Below are 16,466 nucleotides of genomic sequence, written 5' to 3' on the forward strand. Positions count from 1 at the left end.
GCGCGGTCGACGCGGCCGCCGCGACCCTATCCCGGCAGGTTCCCCGACCGCCGCGTGGTCGCGAACCGCACCGCCTCCTCGGCGGCGTCGACGAGGGCGCGCGCCTTGTGGACGGTCTCCATGTATTCCGACTCGGGGTCGGAGTCGGCGACCACGCCGGCGCCGGCCTGGGCGTACATCACGCCGTCCTTCACCAGCGCCGTGCGCAGCCCGATGCAGGTGTCCATCGTGCCGTTGGCGGCGATGTAGCCGGCGCAACCGCCGTAGATGCCGCGGCGGACCGGCTCCAGCTCCTCGATGATCTCCATCGCGCGCACCTTGGGCGCGCCCGACAGCGTGCCGGCGGGGAAGCCGGCGGCCAGCGCGTCGATGGCGTCGAGCCCGTCCTTGATGTCGCCCTCGACGTGGCTGCTGATGTGCTGGACGCGGCTGTACTTCTCGATCGTGAACTGCTCGCGCACCTTGACGCTGCCGATCTTGGCCACCCGGCCGACGTCGTTGCGCGCGAGATCGAGCAGCATCAGGTGCTCGGCCCGCTCCTTCGGGTCGGCCAGCAGCTCCTCCGCCAGCGCCTTGTCCTGCTCCGGCGTCTCGCCGCGCCGCCGCGTGCCGGCCAGCGGGCGGATGGTGACCACGCCGTCGCGCAGCCGCACCAGGATCTCCGGCGAGGAGCCGACGATGGCGTAGTCGCCGAAGTCGAAATGGATAAGGAACGGCGAGGGGTTGATGCGCCGCAGCGAGCGGTACAGCGACAGCGGCGGCAGGGTGAACGGCGTCGAGAAGCGCTGCGACGGCACGATCTGGAAGGCGTCGCCGGCGCGGATGTACTCCTTGCAGCGCTCGACCATGGCGAGGAAGTCGGCCTTCGGCATGTTGGCCTCGGGCGGCGGCGAGGTGTCGGCCGTCGTGGCGCCCTCGCGCTGGTGCGGCAGCGCGCGCTCGAGATCGGCCATCGCGTCGCCCAGCCGCTCGCGCGCCAGATCGTAGGCGCCCTCGGCGTCGACGCCCTCGGCCGGCCACACCGGCGTCACCAGCGTGGCGCTGTCGGCCAGGCGGTCGAACACGCAGATCACCGTCGGCCGCAGCATCACGGCCTCGGGCAGGCCCAGCGGATCGACGTTCTTGTTCGGCAGCCGCTCCATGTAGCGGACCATGTCGTAGCCGAGGAAGCCGAACAGCCCGGCGGCCATCGGCGGCAGCTCGGCCGGCATGTCGATGCGGCATTCCTGCGCCAGCGCGCGCAGCGTGTCGAGCGGCTGGCCGGGCACCGGCTTGAACGCGTGCGGCGCCGTCCGCGCGGTGCGGTTGATCTCCGCCCGCCCGTCGACGCAGCGCCAGATCAGGTCGGGCTTGAAGCCGATGATCGAGTAGCGGCCGCGCACCGTGCCGCCCTCGACCGATTCCAGCAGGAAGGCGTTGGGCCGCCCATCGGCCAGCTTGATGAAGGCCGAGACCGGCGTCTCGAGGTCGGCGACCATCCGCGTCCAGACCAGGCCTGGGCGTCCGGCGGCGTAGTCGGCGGCGAAGGCGTCGTAGGCGGGGAACACGCTCATCGGCCGCGCCTATTGCTGCTCGGGCCGGAACAGCGCCGCGAACGCCGCCGTGTCGCGGGTGATGCCGTAGCGACGCTCCAGCGAGGCGACGTACTGCGCCGCCAGATCGTTCGACATCGCCGAGTCGAGGTCCTTGCCGAGCTTCTCCAGGTCGGCGGCCGCCGTCGCGGGGTCGGCGGCGACGATCTCCTTGAGGCGCACCACGGCGGCGCCGCTGTCGGTCGCGACGCTCGCCGTCTTGCCGGGCGTCAACTGGAACAGCGCGCCGACCAGCGCGTCGGTCAGCCCCGCCGGGCCGTCGTTCTCGGCCCGCGTGATCGGCTTGGCGGTCTTCACCTCCAGCTTCGCGGCGGCGGCCAGCGACGCCAGCTCGGCGACGGCGCCGACGCGGTCCGCGATCTCCTTGGCGCGGGCCACCGCCAGACGGCGGCGCTCGGCCAGGGTCCACGCCGTCTTGACCTTGTCCTTGACCTCGTCGAACGGCGGCGTGCGGGCCGGCGCCACCTTGTCGGCGCGCACGACGTAGAACACGCCGGCCTTGGTCTCGCCCAGCGCCCCGGTCTCGCCCTCCTTGAGGCGGAACGCGGCCTGCAGCATGTCCTGCGTCCACGGCCCGGCCAGCCGCGCCATCCCGTCGGGACCGGCGCCGGCGGCGTCGACATCGGCCACCGTCCGGATCGTCGCGTTGACCGTCTGGGCGGCGTCCTCGAGCTTATCGAGACGGCCCAGCGCCTTCTCGAAGGCGCGCGCCTGCTTGTCGAGCAGGTCGGGGGCCGCCTGGGCGCGGAACTCCGCCTCCAGCTTGGCGCGCGCGGCGGCGAAGTCCGGCGCCTCGCCGGCGTCGATGCGGTTGACCCGGGGCACGTGCCAGCCGAACGGCGTCTTGACCGGGGCGATGGCGGCGCCGGGTTTGTCGGAGGCGAAAACGGCCTCGGCGATCTCCGGCGGCAGCTCGCGCTTCTCGACCACGCCCAGCTTGATCACCGCCTTGCCGGCGATCTCCTTGGCGGCGTCGTCGAGCGATTTGCCGCCCGCCACGGCGTCGGCGATCTTGCGCGCGGTGGCCTCGTCGTCGACCAGCACCTGGTCGACGTCGCGCTTCTCCGGCCGGCCGAACTCGTTCTTGCGGTCCTCGAACACGCGCTTGAGCTCGTCCTCGGACACGCCGACCTGGGCGGTGAAATCGTCGGCCGACATCACGACGAAGGACAGCGAGCGCCGCTCCGGCAGCTCGAAGCGCCGCGGGTTCGCGTCGTACAGCGTCTTGAGCTGGGCGTCGGTCGGCTCCGGCACGTCGGTGATCTTGGCGGCGTCGATCGACACGACCTCGGCGATCCGCTTCTCGTTGCGGAAGCGGAACATCGCGTCGCGCACCACGGCGGGCGCGCGGGCGCCGGCCGCCGTGGCGCCGAGAAGCTGCTCCAGCGCGATCTGGCGGCGCATGTCTGCCACGAACCGCGCCTCGGTGGTGCCGGTCTGGCGCAGCGCGTTCATGAACACGTCGCGGCTGAACTTGCCGTCGACGCCGGCGAAGGCGCGGGTGTCGGTGATCGCCTGCCGCACCTGCTGGTCGGACACCACGACGCCGTGGTCCTGGATGGCGCGGTCCAGCAGCAGGCGCTGCTCGATGGTGCGCAGCGTGCGGCTGGGCACGCCCATCCGCACGGCCTGGTCGGCGGTGATCTGGCCGCCGAAGCGCTCCAGGTCGCGGTTGAACTGGTCGCGCACCTCGCGGCCCTTGATCACCGTGCCGCCGAACTCCAGCGGCCCCAGCCGCCAGCCGCCGACCCGCGCCACCACGGGGTCGCGCCCGGCCGCCTGCAGCGCGCCGCCGACGCCGGCGATGTCGCCCAGCACGAAGGCCACCAGGATGATGCCGAGCACCAGCGCGAGGACGATCGAGGCCGCGATCTTGCGGAAACTGTTCATGACGAATCCGGTCGGCGGCGCCACCGGAAGGGCGGCGCGCGGGGAGGGCGATAGCTACCACCGCCCGCCCGTCCCCGGCAACGCCGCAAACCGCGCGATTCCAGCGGGTTCGGGGGGTGCCGGCGGGTTCGGACGGGGAGGTGGACGAGACCTGTCCCAGGCCTCCGCCCCGGTCGGGGGCGCTCCGATGGCGCCGTCGCGTCCCCGCCGCGGCGTATGGCGCCTGTCCGTCGGGCGGCGGCCGCCGTCGGCGCCGGGACGCCCCGGGGAACCCCGCGAACGGCGGCGCGGGACGGGGCTCCGGTATGGTATGATGGCTTGACGCCACGCTCGACCCGTTCCCCGCACGAGGGAGTACTGGAAATGGGCAGTCCCCGGGACCTGAAGGAGCTGCTCGAGGAGATCGTGGCCGAGACGATCATCTACGATCAGGCGCATTCGTTCCTTCAATGCGCGACGCAATGCGTCCGCGAATATCAGGAGATCATCGTCCAGCAGGAGGCGGCGTGGACGAAGCGGAACATCGCCCAGGCGTGGATCGACGTGGGCGCGCTGGCGATCTCGCTCGTGCTGACCTGCGGAGGGGCGATGGTGGCGCAGGGGGTTCTGCGCGGCCAGGGCCTCTACGCGCGGTTCGCGTTGACGTCCTTGCAGAGGGCCCAGTCCGCCGCCCGGTCGACGCGCGCGGTGCGGACGGCGCAGATCGCGTTGAACAACCCGGCGATCCAGGTCGGCAAGCAACTCGCGGTCCCGCAGTTCATCATCCGGTCGATCCAGGAGCTTCCCGTCCGCCTCGCGATCTCCATTCCCCGGACCGCCGCGGCCACGGTGCTGTTCGGCCCGCTGGTGGCCGCCAGCGCCTACGAGCAGGGCGACCCCAACTTCGTGATCGCGGGAATCGTCGGAAAACTCGGCGCGTTGCGACGGCCGATCCAGCACGCTGCCGCCATCCGCGACACCGTGCCGGAGGTCGTCGTCTCCGAGGAGGCCATCCGGCGCAAGTACGACAACGCCCTCAAAGCCATGGGCGCCGAACTGTCGGCGCTGGTCACGCTCGCCGAGCCGGATCGCGCCCGCTTCATCGCCGCGCTCGACCATTCGGTGCTGACGGCGATCGACAAGGATCCGCGGCTTTCCGAGCTGGCAGACGAGCAGCAATTGTACCTGCGCTCCAAAGCGCTTCTCGACCGGTGGTTCAGCCACATGCAGGACGCCGAGAAACTCGAAGGCCAGCAGCGTCAGAAGATCACCGCGCTCGGGCAGCGGGTGGTGGCGGTGAGCGGCGCGGCGCAAGCACGGTAGGCCGCGTCTCGCGGGCGCTGGCGACCCGGCGCGTTTGCCCATCCGCGCGGCGGGCGCCATCATAGGGCGCCTCACCCCAACAAGGACCCGCACATGACCGACGTCACCGCGCAGGACAGCAGCGCCTTCTGGAAGAAATCGCGGGTCGAGCTGCGGGCGGCGGGGTTCGAGCCGGACGGGCCGGCCAAGACCGGCGCCGTGGTCACGATCGCCGCCGCCCACACCAACGCCCACCGCTGCAACAACCGCGTGCGGACCATCTCCGACCTGCTGATCGAGCTGCTCAAGGAGCGGGGCGGGCAGGGGCTGGTGGTCGGCGCGCCGGCGGTGTCGGACGCGCTGACCCAGGGCACGCCCACGGCCGGCTACAGCCTGGTGTCGCGCGACGTCGTGGCGGACTGCTTCGAGATCGGCCACCACGCCCACCACGGCGACGCGATGATCGTGATCTCCGGCTGCGACAAGACCGGCGCCGCGGCGCTGATGCCGCTGGCGCGGACCAACGCCTTCGGTCTCGTGCTCTATCCCGGCACCAGCTCGCCGGGCCAGGTGTCGTTCGCGCCCTACGCGGCCAAGGGCGGCAACCTCACGATCATGGACTACGCCGAGGGCCGCGCGGCGCACGAATCCGGCCGGCTGTCGGCCGAGCAGCTCGTCGAGCTCGAGCGCAACGTGATGCCGGGCAGCGGCACCTGCGGCGCCATGTTCACGGCCAACACGATGAGCACCATCGCAGAGGCCATCGGCATGATGCTGCCGCGCGGCGCCTCGCATCCCGCCGACTACGACGCCGCCAGCGACATCCACGCCGACGTCCGCGCCCAGGCGCGCGCCACGGTCGACGCGCTCTACCGCCTGATGGAGGCCGGCATCCGGCCGCGCGACATCATGACGGAGCGCGCCTTCGAGAACGCGATCACCACGGTCTACGCCATGGGCGGCTCGACCAACATGTACCTGCATCTGATGGCCATCGCGCGCGAGGCCGGCGTGCCGCTCACCGTCGAGCGCATCCAGGCGATCGGCGAGCGCGTGCCGCTGATCGGCAACCTCCAGCCGCACGGGCCGTTCGCCATGACCAGCCTGCACGCCATCGGCGGCGTGCCGGTGGTGATGAAGGAGCTGCTGCGCGCCGGTCTGCTGCATGGCGACGTCATGACGGTCAGCGGCCGGACGCTGGCCGAGAACCTCGCCGACGTGCCGACGCTCGACCGGCTGCCGGCGCAGGACGTCGTGCGTCCCGTGGACCGGCCGACGGCGCCGGCCAACAACCACATCAGCGTGCTCAAGGGCAATCTCGCGCCGGAGAGCTGCGTGCTGAAGCTGTCCGGCAAGACCTTGGAGAAGGGCGAGTTCCGCGGGCCCGCGCGGGTGTTCGAGTCCGAGGCCGAGACGATGGCGGCGATCCGCGCCGGCAAGGTCGTGAAGGGCGACGTCGTCGTGGTCCGCAACGTCGGCCCGGTCGGCGGGCCGGGCATGCCGGAGATGGTGATGCTCACGATCCAGCTCCAGGGCCGGGGGCTGGGCGAGGACGTGGCGTTGATCACCGACGGCCGTTTCTCCGGCGTATCGCACGGCATCCTGATCGGGCACATCTCGCCGGAGGCGGCGCGCGGCGGACCGATCGCCGCCGTGCGCGACGGCGACACCATCGTCATCGACCCCGGCGCCCGCACGCTCACCCTCGAGGTGCCGGCGGCCGAGATCGCCAAGCGCATGGAGTCATGGCGCGCGCCGGAGAGCGCCGGCCGCGTGCGGCCCGGCTCCGTGCGCGACAAATACATCCGCCTCGTGTCCTCGGCGCACTATGGCTGCGTGCTGTGACTTCCGCGCCATTGTTGTCGAGCGGCGCGTTCGGCTGTGACCGCCGGCCGGCGGCGCGGGTTCCCGCATTCCGACCGCGCCGCGGATCGATTTGGTGGCGGGCGGGCGAATAACATGGCGCCGTGGTCGCGCATCCCATAGGGCTGGTCGGCCGCGATCATGCGGCGACAGGGAAAATGACGAAATGAACAACAAAAACCACGCCGGCATGGCCGCCCGAGCGGCCATCGGCGGGCTCTGCGCCGTGTGCCTCACGCTCGCGTTCGCGGCGGTGGCCTGGAACAAGCCCGCGAGCGCCAACGCGTTCGCCCAGCAGGCGACCGGCTACGACTGCGCCGTCTGCCACGTCAACGTGAGCGCCAACGTCACCCGGGCCGGCCTCACGCCGTTCGGCACGCAGTGGCAGGACAACAGCTGCCCGACCAAGTCCGGAAACCTGTGCGCGCCGAAATAGCGCGCGCGCGCCTTGAGATACTGAAGCCGCGCCGCCGGGCTGCCGTCGACGGAGTCAAATCCGCCGGCGGCGCCCTACGCCGGTTCGGACGGCGCGCCACTCACTACCTCGAGCGTAATTGATCGCCGCCGCCGACGCCGGGATAGTGGTGGCGTGACACGAGGCTGCGGGGCAGGACGATGGACGTCGAATCAGCTGGACCTTCCGCGCCACCGCGCATCGGGCCCCTCCCGGCCGGATGCGTCCGATGACCGATGCTCCTCGCCCCTGGCAGGCGCGGCTGCCGCTGTACTACGGCTGGATCATCGTCGCCGTCGCCTTCGTCACCATGGCGGTCGCGGTCAGCGCGCGCACGGCGTTCTCGCTGCTGCTGCCGCCGCTGATCGGCGAGTTCGGCTGGGACCGCGGCCTGGCCGCCGGCGCGTTCTCGTTCGGCTTCCTCGTCTCGGCGTTGATCAGCCCGCTGGTCGGCCGGTTCATGGACACGCACGGGCCCCGGCTCGTGATCGAGGCCGGCGTCGTGCTGCTGTCGGCCGGGCTGCTGCTGGCGGCGTGGATCGAGACGCCGTGGCATCTCTACGCCACCCTGGGCGTGCTGGTCGGCGGCGGCGCCAACCTGATGACCTTCACCGCGCAGTCGCTCTACCTGCCGCTGTGGTTCACGCGCCGCCGCGGGCTGGCGATCAGCCTCGCCTTCTCCGGCGTCGGCTTCGGCGCGATCGCGCTGCTGCCGTGGCTGCAGTCCATCATCGTGCGCGACGGCTGGCGCGACTCGTGCTGGGTCATGGGCCTGCTGGTGCTGTGCGCGCTGGGTCCGCTGAACCTGCTGGTGCGCCGCCGGCCGCAGGATCTCGGCCTGCTGCCGGACGGCGACTCGACGGCCACCGCCGCGGCGGCGGCGCGCGGTCCGTCGAACGTCGTCGACCCCGCCTGGGCCGCGATCGAATGGACCCTGCCGCGGGCGCTGCGCACGGCGCGGCTGTGGTGGATATCGCTGGCGTTCTTCTGCCTCACCTTCGTCTGGTACGTGGTGCAGGTGCACCAGACGAAATACCTCGTCGAGACCGGATTCACGCCGATCCTCGCGGCGTGGTCGCTGGGCATCGTCAGCGTCGTGGCCATCCCCGGCCAGATCGGACTCGGCGCGCTGTCCGACCGCATCGGCCGCGAATGGGTCTGGGGCATCTCCTGCGCCGGCTTCGCGGTCTGCTACATCGCGCTGATCGCGCTGGAGTCCGGCCCGTCATTGCCGCTGCTCTACGTGATGGTGGTGGCGCAGGGCTTCCTCGGCTACGCCGCGACCTCGGTGATGGGCCCGATCGTGGCGGAGATCTTCGAGGGGCCGCGCTACGGCGCGATCTTCGGCGCCATCACCGTTTCGCTGATCGGTGGCGGCGCGGCAGGCCCGTGGGTCGCCGGCGCCGCGCACGACGCCACCGGCACCTACCGCCACGCCTTCCTGCTGGCGATCGCGCTCTGCGCGCCGTGTCGGCCGCCGCCATCTGGATCGCCGCCCCGCGCAAGGTGCGGGTCGTACCGGGGCGGATGCGCAAGGGCTGAGGCGCCGTCCGGGCGCGTGACACGCGCCGGTGGCGTGTCGACGCCGCGGCGCGTAGGATCGCGGGGTGTTGCGTAGTCCGGGACCCACCGCCGGAGCGTCGACCGATGCGCGCCGATCACGTCGTACGAACTCTCGCCGCCGCCGCGTTCGCGGCTCTGCTCGCCGCGCCGGCCGCCGCCCAGGCGCCGCCGCCGATCGGCCACTGGCGCAGCGGCACCAGCGCCTCGCAGCTCATCGTCTACCCCAACGGCGCCTGCGCCTTCCTGGGCGGCCGGCCGGTGCAGGGAAGCTGTAGCTGGAACCCGTCGAGCCGGGGCGGGATCCTGACGCTCGTGTATCCGATGCCGCTCGAGCCGGGGCGGATCTACTTCAACGTCGTCTGGGTTAACCAGCGCGCGATCACCGTGTTCGGCGAGCCGTTTTACTTGCAGTAGACATGCCAATTGCCGGCGCGCCCGGGTCGCGGTACGCTTCCAGCCGACGATCCAGCGGTCAGGTCGGGGGCCAGATGCCGGCATCATCCTATCGCGTCGCGTTAGCGTGGTTCGTGGGTTTGTGGGTCGCGCTCGCCGCGGTGACGCCGCTCAGCGCGCAGCAGATCAACGTCAGGGTCACGAATGCCGACGGCTCGCCGGCGGTCGGGCTCAAGGTCGGGGTAACCAACGACGTGAACGAGGAGACGCTGTCCGGCGGCTCGCGGGCCGTCACGGACGCCGACGGACGCGCCATCATCCTCCTGACGGAGCCCGGCCGGTACTCGATCAACGTCCAGAGCAACACCGGCAGGGGATTTCGCTACAATTTTCGGTCCGTGACGCTCACGGTAGGCGGCTCGGTGTCGGTGGAGTTCAATACCGCGCACGCGTTCAACGTGAATGACCAATGGCGGACCGATATCGGAAGCGAGCAGGTGGCGGCCGCCAACGCGGCGGCCGACGCCTGCGACCGAGCCGCGTACGACGCCGCGGTCGGCGAGCTGGCGACGCTCGAAGCGTCGCTCCAGCAGAAGCTGCACCTGGCGCAGCGCCGGTTCGACGCCTACCGCGCCGCGAACGGTCTCCAAGGCATCTCGACGGAGCGCGAGTTCCGGCAGATGCAACGCACCATCGAGAGGATCGCCGCCTCTCCGGTCGCCAACGAGGAGGCGCGCAAGCGCGTCGAGGAGATGGCCCGGCTCAAAAAGGGGTTCGATGACGGGCTGCAAGCGGTCGAAAAAAGCCGCGAGCGACTCGCGCCGCTAGCCCGCGCCCGCGCGCAGATCAAGGAGCTGAAGACCTCCTGCGGCCCGGGTCTCGGCACGACGGAGTTCTACGCCGGCTTCGGGGCGGGTCCATCGCACCTCCAGCGGGCCGGCGGCTCGTTCTTCCGCACCGAGGCCGGCGGCGTCGCGCTCGCGATCCCGGCGCTGCGCTTCGCCAACGACCGCACCGTGCTCAACATCGAGGGCGCGCTGGGCGCGCGCTTCCAGGCGCCGGTGCTCGGCGCCACGCGCGAGGTCACGGTCGAGCTGCGCGGCTGGCACATGGACAGCCGGGGCGACGCCGGCCTGGCGCTGTTCACGCCGCCGGGCGGGGCGACGACCGGGCTGTTCTCGCCGACCGCGCCGTTCGCGCCGTTCGGCGGCTACTTCACCGGTTCGCCGCTGAGCGACATCCGCTACCGCTCGACCTTCCAGGAGTTCGGCGGCACGCTGACGGCGGCCGTGGCGTTCAACGCCGGCGGCGTGACGATCGCGCCGTTCGCGGGCGTGCGGCTGGCGCGCACCACGGTCGACGACAAGCTGTCGATGGGCATCGGCAATCCGGCGTTCACCACGTTCGAGCAGCGCTCCGACATCGGCGGCACGGCGTTCGGGCCGCTGGTCGGGGCCAGCGTGCGGGGCGACATCGGCGGCGGGTTCTACGGCTTCGGCGCGGCGTCGGCGGGGCTGAGCTTCGCGCGCGCGCGGGGCCACTGGCAGACCTTCGTGCCGGCGGTCGATCCCGAGGCGCGGGTGGGGAAGTTGTCGGGCAACAAGACGGCCTACCAGCTCGACGCCACGGCGGGCGTGGGCTTCAGGCTCACCGGCCTGGCGATCGAGCTGGCGGCGCGGGTGAGCCACGGCAACGGCAGCCCGCATCTGGCGTTCGAGACGCCGGAGGGCACGGCCGACGGCACCGGCGGCGCCCGCATCGGCTTCGCCCGCCAGACCACGCTCGGCGTCACCGCGCGCGGCGTGGTGGTGTTCTGACGGCGGGGCGGTGGCGTGATCGTATGACGACGCACGGGAGGGCGCACGCCAAGGTCCCGCTCTCGAATTTCCAGCACGCCGCTTGATCCCGTCATCCCGAGCGGAGGCGCGCAGCGCCGTAGTCGAGGGATCCTGGCGCGGTGTTGGACGCGGAAAGATCCCTCGGCGGCGCGCCTGTGGCGCTTGCACGGGATGACGGGAGCGGGGGCGTGCCCGGTGTGCAGGCGGCGCGCGAGTCCACGAACGGCGCGCCGGCCCGTCCGCGAGCGGAGGCGTCATCGCCGGGACGCCGGCCGCGCCGGCGTGTCCACGCGCGGTGCCGTCAGCGCCGGGAGGCCGCCCGCGGCCGCGCCGGCGTCTCCACGCGCGGTGGCGTCATCGCCCGGCGGCAGCCGGCGGGCGCCTCGACCGCGTGCGCTTCGCCGACGCCCGCCGCGCCGCCGCCAGCGCCAGCCGGGCCCAGTCGAGCAGCTCCTCTGGATCGTCGAACAGCCGCTCCGGGGCGCGCCAGAAGGCGAGGTCGATGGCGCGGCCGCCTTTCCGGTAGTTCAGCGGCGCCGCCGCCTCTGCGAACGCCTCGCGGTTCAAGTCGTCGACCCGCAGATAGAAGGTGTCGTCGGCCACCATGCCCGGCACGCGGCCGTCGCGGAACACGCCGGTCTTGCCGAACATCCGGCGCAGCCCGGCGCGGCCCGGCGGCGCGCGCTCGTCGCGCAGGAAATCCGCGAAAGCCGTCGCTGGCGACCATCGCCGCTCCCTCGTCCACCACCACCGGGCGCGCCGGCCCCAAAAAAAGCGCGTTGACGATAAATTAACGATTGAACGACGCTTCGGGTTTGGCTATATTGCTCAAGTTAGTTCTGTATCTGATTGAATTTATTAAGTTTTATATATTGAGGTTGGTTATGAATATCTTCAAGCGTTTTATGAAAGACGATTCCGGCACCACGCCCATCGAGTACGGCCTGATCTGCCTGCTGATCACCATGCCGATCGTCACCTACGCCCAGGATATCGGCGTCAAGGTGATGGACTTCTTCAACTCGGCCGCCGCTCCGCTCTGATCCGCGTCCCGACCGGGAATCCGGCCGGGAAGGGGTGAGGCGCGAGGGCCGGCGACGGCGGACCCGGACCGGGTTCCGCCGCCGGAGAAACGCGCGCCCCGTCCCGCCGAGCCCCGTCCCCGGGGCCCTGTCTTCCGGGCCGCGTCCCGCGGGCTCCCGCCCGCGCGCGCCGCGTCCTAGTGCCGGCTCATCTCGGCGCGGCCGACGACCATGTGGTGGACCTCGTCGGGGCCGTCGGCGAAGCGCAGGTGGCGCTGGTTGGTGTACATCTCGGCCAGCGGCGTCCATTGCGAGATGCCGGTGGCGCCGTGGATCTGGATCGCCTGGTCGATGATCTGGCAGACGCGCTCCGGCACCATCGCCTTGACCATGCTGACCCACACGCGGGCCTCGCGGTTGCCCAGCACGTCCATCGCCTTGGCCGCCTTCAGCACCATCAGCCGCATCGCCTCGATCTCGATGCGCGCCCGCGACACGGTCTCGAGGTTCTTGCCGAGCTGGATGATCGGCTTGCCGAACGCCACCCGCTTGGCGCCGCGCTTGACCATCAGGTCGAGCGCCTTCTCGGCCTGGCCGATCGAGCGCATGCAGTGGTGGATGCGGCCCGGCCCCAGGCGCAGCTGCGAGATCTCGAAGCCGCGGCCTTCGCCCAGCAGCATGTTCTCCTTCGGCACCCGGCAGTTCTCGAACTTCAGGTGCATGTGTCCCCTAGGCGCGTGGTCTTCGCCGAAAACATGCATCGGCCCCAGGATCTTCACGCCGGGCGTGTCCATGGGGACGAGGATCTGAGACTGCTGGAACTGGGTTGCTGCGTTCGGGCTGGTCTTGACCATGCAGATCATGATCTTGCAGCGCGGGTCGCCGGCGCCGGAGATGTAGTACTTCTCGCCGTCGATCACCCACTCGTCGCCCACCAGCACCGCGCGGGTCTCGATGTTCTTGGCGTCCGACGAGGCCACGTTGGGCTCGGTCATGGCGAAGGCCGAGCGGATCTCGCCGTTCAGCAGCGGCTTCAGCCACTTCTCCTTCTGCTCCGGCGTGCCGACGCGCTCCAGCACCTCCATGTTGCCGGTGTCCGGGGCCGAGCAGTTCAGCGTCTCCGACGCCAGCGGCTGCTTGCCCAGCTCGGCGGCGATGTAGGCGTAGTCGAGGTTGGTCAGCCCGCGGCCGACCTCGGAGCCGGGCAGGAAGAAGTTCCACAGCCCCGACGCCTTGGCCTTGTTCTTGGCGACCTCCAGCAGCTCGAGCTGGCCCGGCGCCCACGTCCAGCGGTCGGCGCGGCCCTCGCCCAGACGGAAGAACTCCTCCGCCATCGGCTCGACGTTCTCCTTGATGTGCTTGACGACCGCGTCGAACAGCGGCCGTGCCTCCTTCGACATGGCGAGGTTGTTGAGCTCGGCCTCGACGTCGAGATCGGACTCGGGACGGCGGGCGGCGGGCGTGGTGGCGGCTGCTTTCAGGCTCATGGGCGTCTCCTCGGTCCCGGTCGATCCGGCGACTTCGCGGCCCGCATCCCGACAGGCCGCGCGCGCCGGGTCAATGGCGGATTGGACGGGGCGGGGCGGGGTTGCGGCCGCCGCGGTCTGGACCCGCCGCGCGATTCCGGCATCATGGCGGTGGAGGCGGTCCATGGCCGAGTCGATACCAATCGCTCTCAAGCGACATCGAGCCGACATTGCGGCAGCCCGCGGTATCTTCGCTCGACTGCGGCTGCAGTATCGCCTGAGGCAATCTGCGCTCGGCTGCGGTGCCATCGGCGCAGCCATGTTGGGATGTTCGGCGCGGGCGGACGATACCATTCCCGAGCGGCTCGCAGTGCTCGCCGCCGAATTCTATTCCACAGCAGGTCAGAGTGTGCCCATCGCGGGCTCGCTCAACTGGACGTACTCGATCGTCTCAGGCGGCGACCTCCGCCGCGAAACTCTTGTGAAGATCAAGGACCGCTTCGCCTCCGACGCGCGATCTCTCACGCAGCGCTATGGGATTACTTTGCGGCCCTCGGCCAGTCCGTGCGACGCGACTATCCTTCTGGGCATCGGTGAAGGATTCCGCGAGCTGACATGTCCCAAAATCCGCTTGCCGAGCGATCCACGAGCCGACCGAGTGGGTGCGTTTCCTTGGAGCAGTTTCAGCGCACGTCAAATCCTCGTTGATGATGGCGCGAAGATCGAGCAAACCTTGATGTACATTAGTCCAAATGAGGCGGAGCGCGAGTGTGCCCAGGACAATTGCGCCTTCCTTGGCTCGTCGCGATGGGCCGGGTTCACCTTGGCATTCGGCGTAAGTGGCTGGGGGGAGACGATCGCAAAAGAGGTGCTGCCGCGTCTTTCAAACGACCAAGTGACCCATTTTGAGACTCTGCTCGGGCTGCGGATTGTAAAAGGCCTTGCGGTGCATGCGGCCGACGGGCACCAACTCTGTCGTTTCCTCTCGGCGACTGCGAGGTGCGAACCTCGGAAATGAGGGTGTCAGGCCTGCCAGCCGGTATTTTCGAATGCGCTAGCCCGGCGCCGCCTCGTCCCTGTCGACCTCCCGACTCCTAGATCGCGATCTCCTTTCCGATCTTGCAGCTGAGCGCATGCGTGAGCGCATGCGGGGTCAGGCGTGCGATCCGGCATTTTCCGATCGGCGGCCCGCGCGGCGAACTCGTCGGTTTGAGGGCCTGACGCCACCACCGACCGGATGCCGCGCCGCAACAAACGCCACGGCGCTCCAATCGACGGCGCCGGCCCCTTCCGCCCCGCCTCGGCGCCGGTGTAGCCTTTTCCCGTCGAGCGCGCAGTCGGACGCCAAGTCCGCGACGTGGCGCGACCCGTCGGGAGGAAACAGCATGAAATTTCAACGTCGCGCGCTCGCGCATCTGGCGGCCGGCGCGGCCGCGTCGTCGGTCCTCGGCGGCGCCGCCCGGGCGCAGGCCTATCCGTCGAAGACGGCGCGCATCGTCGTCGGCTTCCCCGCCGGCGGCGCCACCGACATCCAGGCGCGCCTGATGGGCGAGTGGCTGACGACGCGGCTGGGCCAGCAGTTCATCGTCGAGAACAAGCCCGGCGCCAGCGGCAACATCGGCACCGAGACGGTCGCCCGCGCCGCGCCCGACGGCTACACCTTGCTGCAGGTGGTGACGCCGCACGCCATCAACTCGGCGCTCTACACCAACCTCAGCTTCAACTTCGTCCGCGACATCGCGCCGGTCATCTACTCGGCGCGGCTGGCCTACGTCGTCGTGGTGCATCCCTCGGTGCCGGCCGCGACGCTGCCCGAGCTGATCGCCTACGCCAAGGCCAACCCCGGCAAGATCAACTACGGCTCGGCCGGCGCCGGCACGCCGCAGAACATCGCCTGCGAGCTGTTCAAGATGATGGCCGGGGTGAACCTGGTGCACGTCCCCTACCGCGGCGGCGCGCCGGCGGTGGTCGATCTGATCGCCGGCCAGGTGCAGGTGATCTTCGCGCCGGTGTCGGAGGCGATCCAGCACATCAAGGCCGGCAAGCTGCGCGCGCTGGCGGTGACGACCGCCAGCCGCCTCGACGTGCTGCCCGACGTCCCGACGGTGGCCGACGCCGTGCCCGGCTACGAGGCCAGCGGCTTCGCCGGAATCGGCGTGCCCACCGGCACGCCGCCCGAGGTCATCGCGCTGCTCAACAAGGAGCTCAACGCCGGCCTCGCCGACCCCAAGATCAAGACCCGCATCGTCGAGCTCGGCGGCACCCCCATCGGCGGCACTCCCGCCGAGTTCGGCAAGATCATCACCGACGCCACCGAGAAATGGGCCAAGGTGATCAAGTTCGCCGGCGTGAAGGTGGAGTAGGGGGCGGCGCCTGTCTTTCCTTCTCCCCCGTCATCGGGGGAGAAGGTGCCCGAAGGGCGGATGAGGGGTCTTCGTCTTCGCCGTCCCCGCGCTTAGCGCGCTCAAGCCGAGGTGACGATGCGCGCATACATCTTCATGATCGGGCTCTGCCTCGCGTTGACGACAACGGATCGAGCCGCAGGGCAGCCGGCGGAGTTGCGGCCCTGCGGGCTTGAGCAGTACAACGACATCGAAAAGGCCGTGCTGTTCGAGCCGGAGCGCGAGCGGGCCTTGTCGATCGCACGGGATGCGATCGACCTTCGGTTGCGGATGCCGACGGGAGTCGATTCGACTGTTTTCATTCCGCTGTACCGCGAGCTGCCGGTCTTTTGCCTCACCGACTTCGACGCCAGGGTCCAGCGATGCTCGTACCTCGTCTACGAGCGCGCGTTCCGGTCGACATGCGAGAGCCTCGTCGACCGCCAAAGAGCGTTCCTTCTGCGGTTCTCCGTCGTCGGGACCGGCGCGCCGGGGCAGGACACTGCGCGAGACCTCTCCATCGAAGCGCTTGGCGCGAGCCGCATGCCGCTGTGGCCGGGTTGTCAGGAATGGGACCTCGTTTGCCGCAATCGACATCCTCGGTTCTAGCGAGGCCAAGACGGAGGGAGGCCTGCAATCGCCATTTCATGCTGCGGCCTGCAAATTTTGCGACCTTGCAGGCCTGACGCCATTTTCGCGACTCCGCTTTCGATCCTGCCCGCG

13 protein-coding genes and 1 pseudogene are annotated in these 16,466 nt (G+C 70.4%); 10 read left to right on the forward strand and 4 right to left on the reverse strand.

The genetic code is table 11. The features are described from left to right. Window positions 1-26: 26 nt before the first annotated feature. Window positions 27-1,553: an anthranilate synthase component I gene (locus IPK81_24755; protein ID QQS12628.1), complete on the reverse strand. Its 1,527-nt coding sequence runs from the start codon at window positions 1,551-1,553 to the stop codon at window positions 27-29. Between the two features lie 9 nt (window positions 1,554-1,562). Then, entirely contained in the window at window positions 1,563-3,482 is a 1,920-nt protein-coding gene (locus tag IPK81_24760; GenBank protein QQS12629.1) for a peptidyl-prolyl cis-trans isomerase, read from the reverse strand. Window positions 3,483-3,887: 405 nt separating this feature from the next. Between IPK81_24760 and IPK81_24765 the strand changes: the two genes are divergently transcribed. The 6 genes and pseudogenes from IPK81_24765 to IPK81_24790 all read left to right on the forward strand — a co-directional run bounded on the left by IPK81_24765 (window position 3,888) and on the right by IPK81_24790 (window position 10,853). Beyond that, complete coding sequence (locus IPK81_24765; GenBank protein QQS12630.1) at window positions 3,888-4,784, forward strand: hypothetical protein; 897 nt, start codon at window positions 3,888-3,890, stop codon at window positions 4,782-4,784. 93 nt (window positions 4,785-4,877) lie between these two features. Beyond that, the gene (locus tag IPK81_24770) at window positions 4,878-6,608 is read left to right on the forward strand and encodes a dihydroxy-acid dehydratase (protein ID QQS12631.1); all 1,731 of its coding nucleotides are present in this window, start codon (window positions 4,878-4,880) and stop codon (window positions 6,606-6,608) included. Window positions 6,609-6,792: 184 nt separating this feature from the next. Further along, window positions 6,793-7,062, forward strand: coding sequence for a hypothetical protein (locus tag IPK81_24775; GenBank protein QQS12632.1), 270 nt, complete (start codon window positions 6,793-6,795; stop codon window positions 7,060-7,062). A 247-nt stretch (window positions 7,063-7,309) separates the two neighbouring features. Then, window positions 7,310-8,622 (forward strand): annotated as a pseudogene (locus IPK81_24780) (MFS transporter). A gap of 105 nt (window positions 8,623-8,727) precedes the next feature. Beyond that, window positions 8,728-9,057 (forward strand): hypothetical protein, encoded by a 330-nt coding sequence (locus tag IPK81_24785; protein ID QQS12633.1) that lies wholly within the window; start codon window positions 8,728-8,730, stop codon window positions 9,055-9,057. Window positions 9,058-9,170: 113 nt separating this feature from the next. Further along, window positions 9,171-10,853, forward strand: a complete 1,683-nt coding sequence (locus IPK81_24790) for a carboxypeptidase regulatory-like domain-containing protein (protein QQS12634.1) — start codon at window positions 9,171-9,173, stop codon at window positions 10,851-10,853. A 375-nt stretch (window positions 10,854-11,228) separates the two neighbouring features. Here the strand turns inward: IPK81_24790 and IPK81_24795 are convergent, their stop codons facing one another. After that, window positions 11,229-11,525: a TfoX/Sxy family protein gene (locus tag IPK81_24795; GenBank protein ID QQS12635.1), complete on the reverse strand. Its 297-nt coding sequence runs from the start codon at window positions 11,523-11,525 to the stop codon at window positions 11,229-11,231. A gap of 233 nt (window positions 11,526-11,758) precedes the next feature. On the opposite strand from IPK81_24795, the gene IPK81_24800 reads away from it, so the two are divergent. Further along, window positions 11,759-11,917 carry a Flp family type IVb pilin gene (locus IPK81_24800; GenBank protein QQS12636.1) on the forward strand — a complete coding sequence of 53 codons (159 nt, stop codon included), beginning with the start codon at window positions 11,759-11,761 and terminating at the stop codon, window positions 11,915-11,917. 176 nt (window positions 11,918-12,093) lie between these two features. On the opposite strand, the gene IPK81_24805 is transcribed toward IPK81_24800, so the two are convergent. Next, window positions 12,094-13,383, reverse strand: coding sequence for an acyl-CoA dehydrogenase family protein (locus IPK81_24805; GenBank protein ID QQS12637.1), 1,290 nt, complete (start codon window positions 13,381-13,383; stop codon window positions 12,094-12,096). Window positions 13,384-13,546: 163 nt separating this feature from the next. Here IPK81_24805 and IPK81_24810 point away from each other — a divergent pair, with 163 nt between their 5' ends. From IPK81_24810 to IPK81_24820, 3 genes are all read left to right on the forward strand, one after another. Then, window positions 13,547-14,380: a hypothetical protein gene (locus tag IPK81_24810; GenBank protein QQS12638.1), complete on the forward strand. Its 834-nt coding sequence runs from the start codon at window positions 13,547-13,549 to the stop codon at window positions 14,378-14,380. Between the two features lie 367 nt (window positions 14,381-14,747). Further along, a complete protein-coding gene (locus tag IPK81_24815) occupies window positions 14,748-15,725 on the forward strand; it encodes a tripartite tricarboxylate transporter substrate binding protein (protein ID QQS12639.1) in 978 nt (325 codons plus the stop codon). Between the two features lie 117 nt (window positions 15,726-15,842). Further along, window positions 15,843-16,352, forward strand: coding sequence for a hypothetical protein (locus IPK81_24820; protein ID QQS12640.1), 510 nt, complete (start codon window positions 15,843-15,845; stop codon window positions 16,350-16,352). Window positions 16,353-16,466 lie beyond the last annotated feature (114 nt).

Source organism: Rhodospirillales bacterium, from assembly GCA_016699855.1.
In the GTDB taxonomy this organism is placed as follows: Bacteria; Pseudomonadota; Alphaproteobacteria; order Reyranellales; family Reyranellaceae.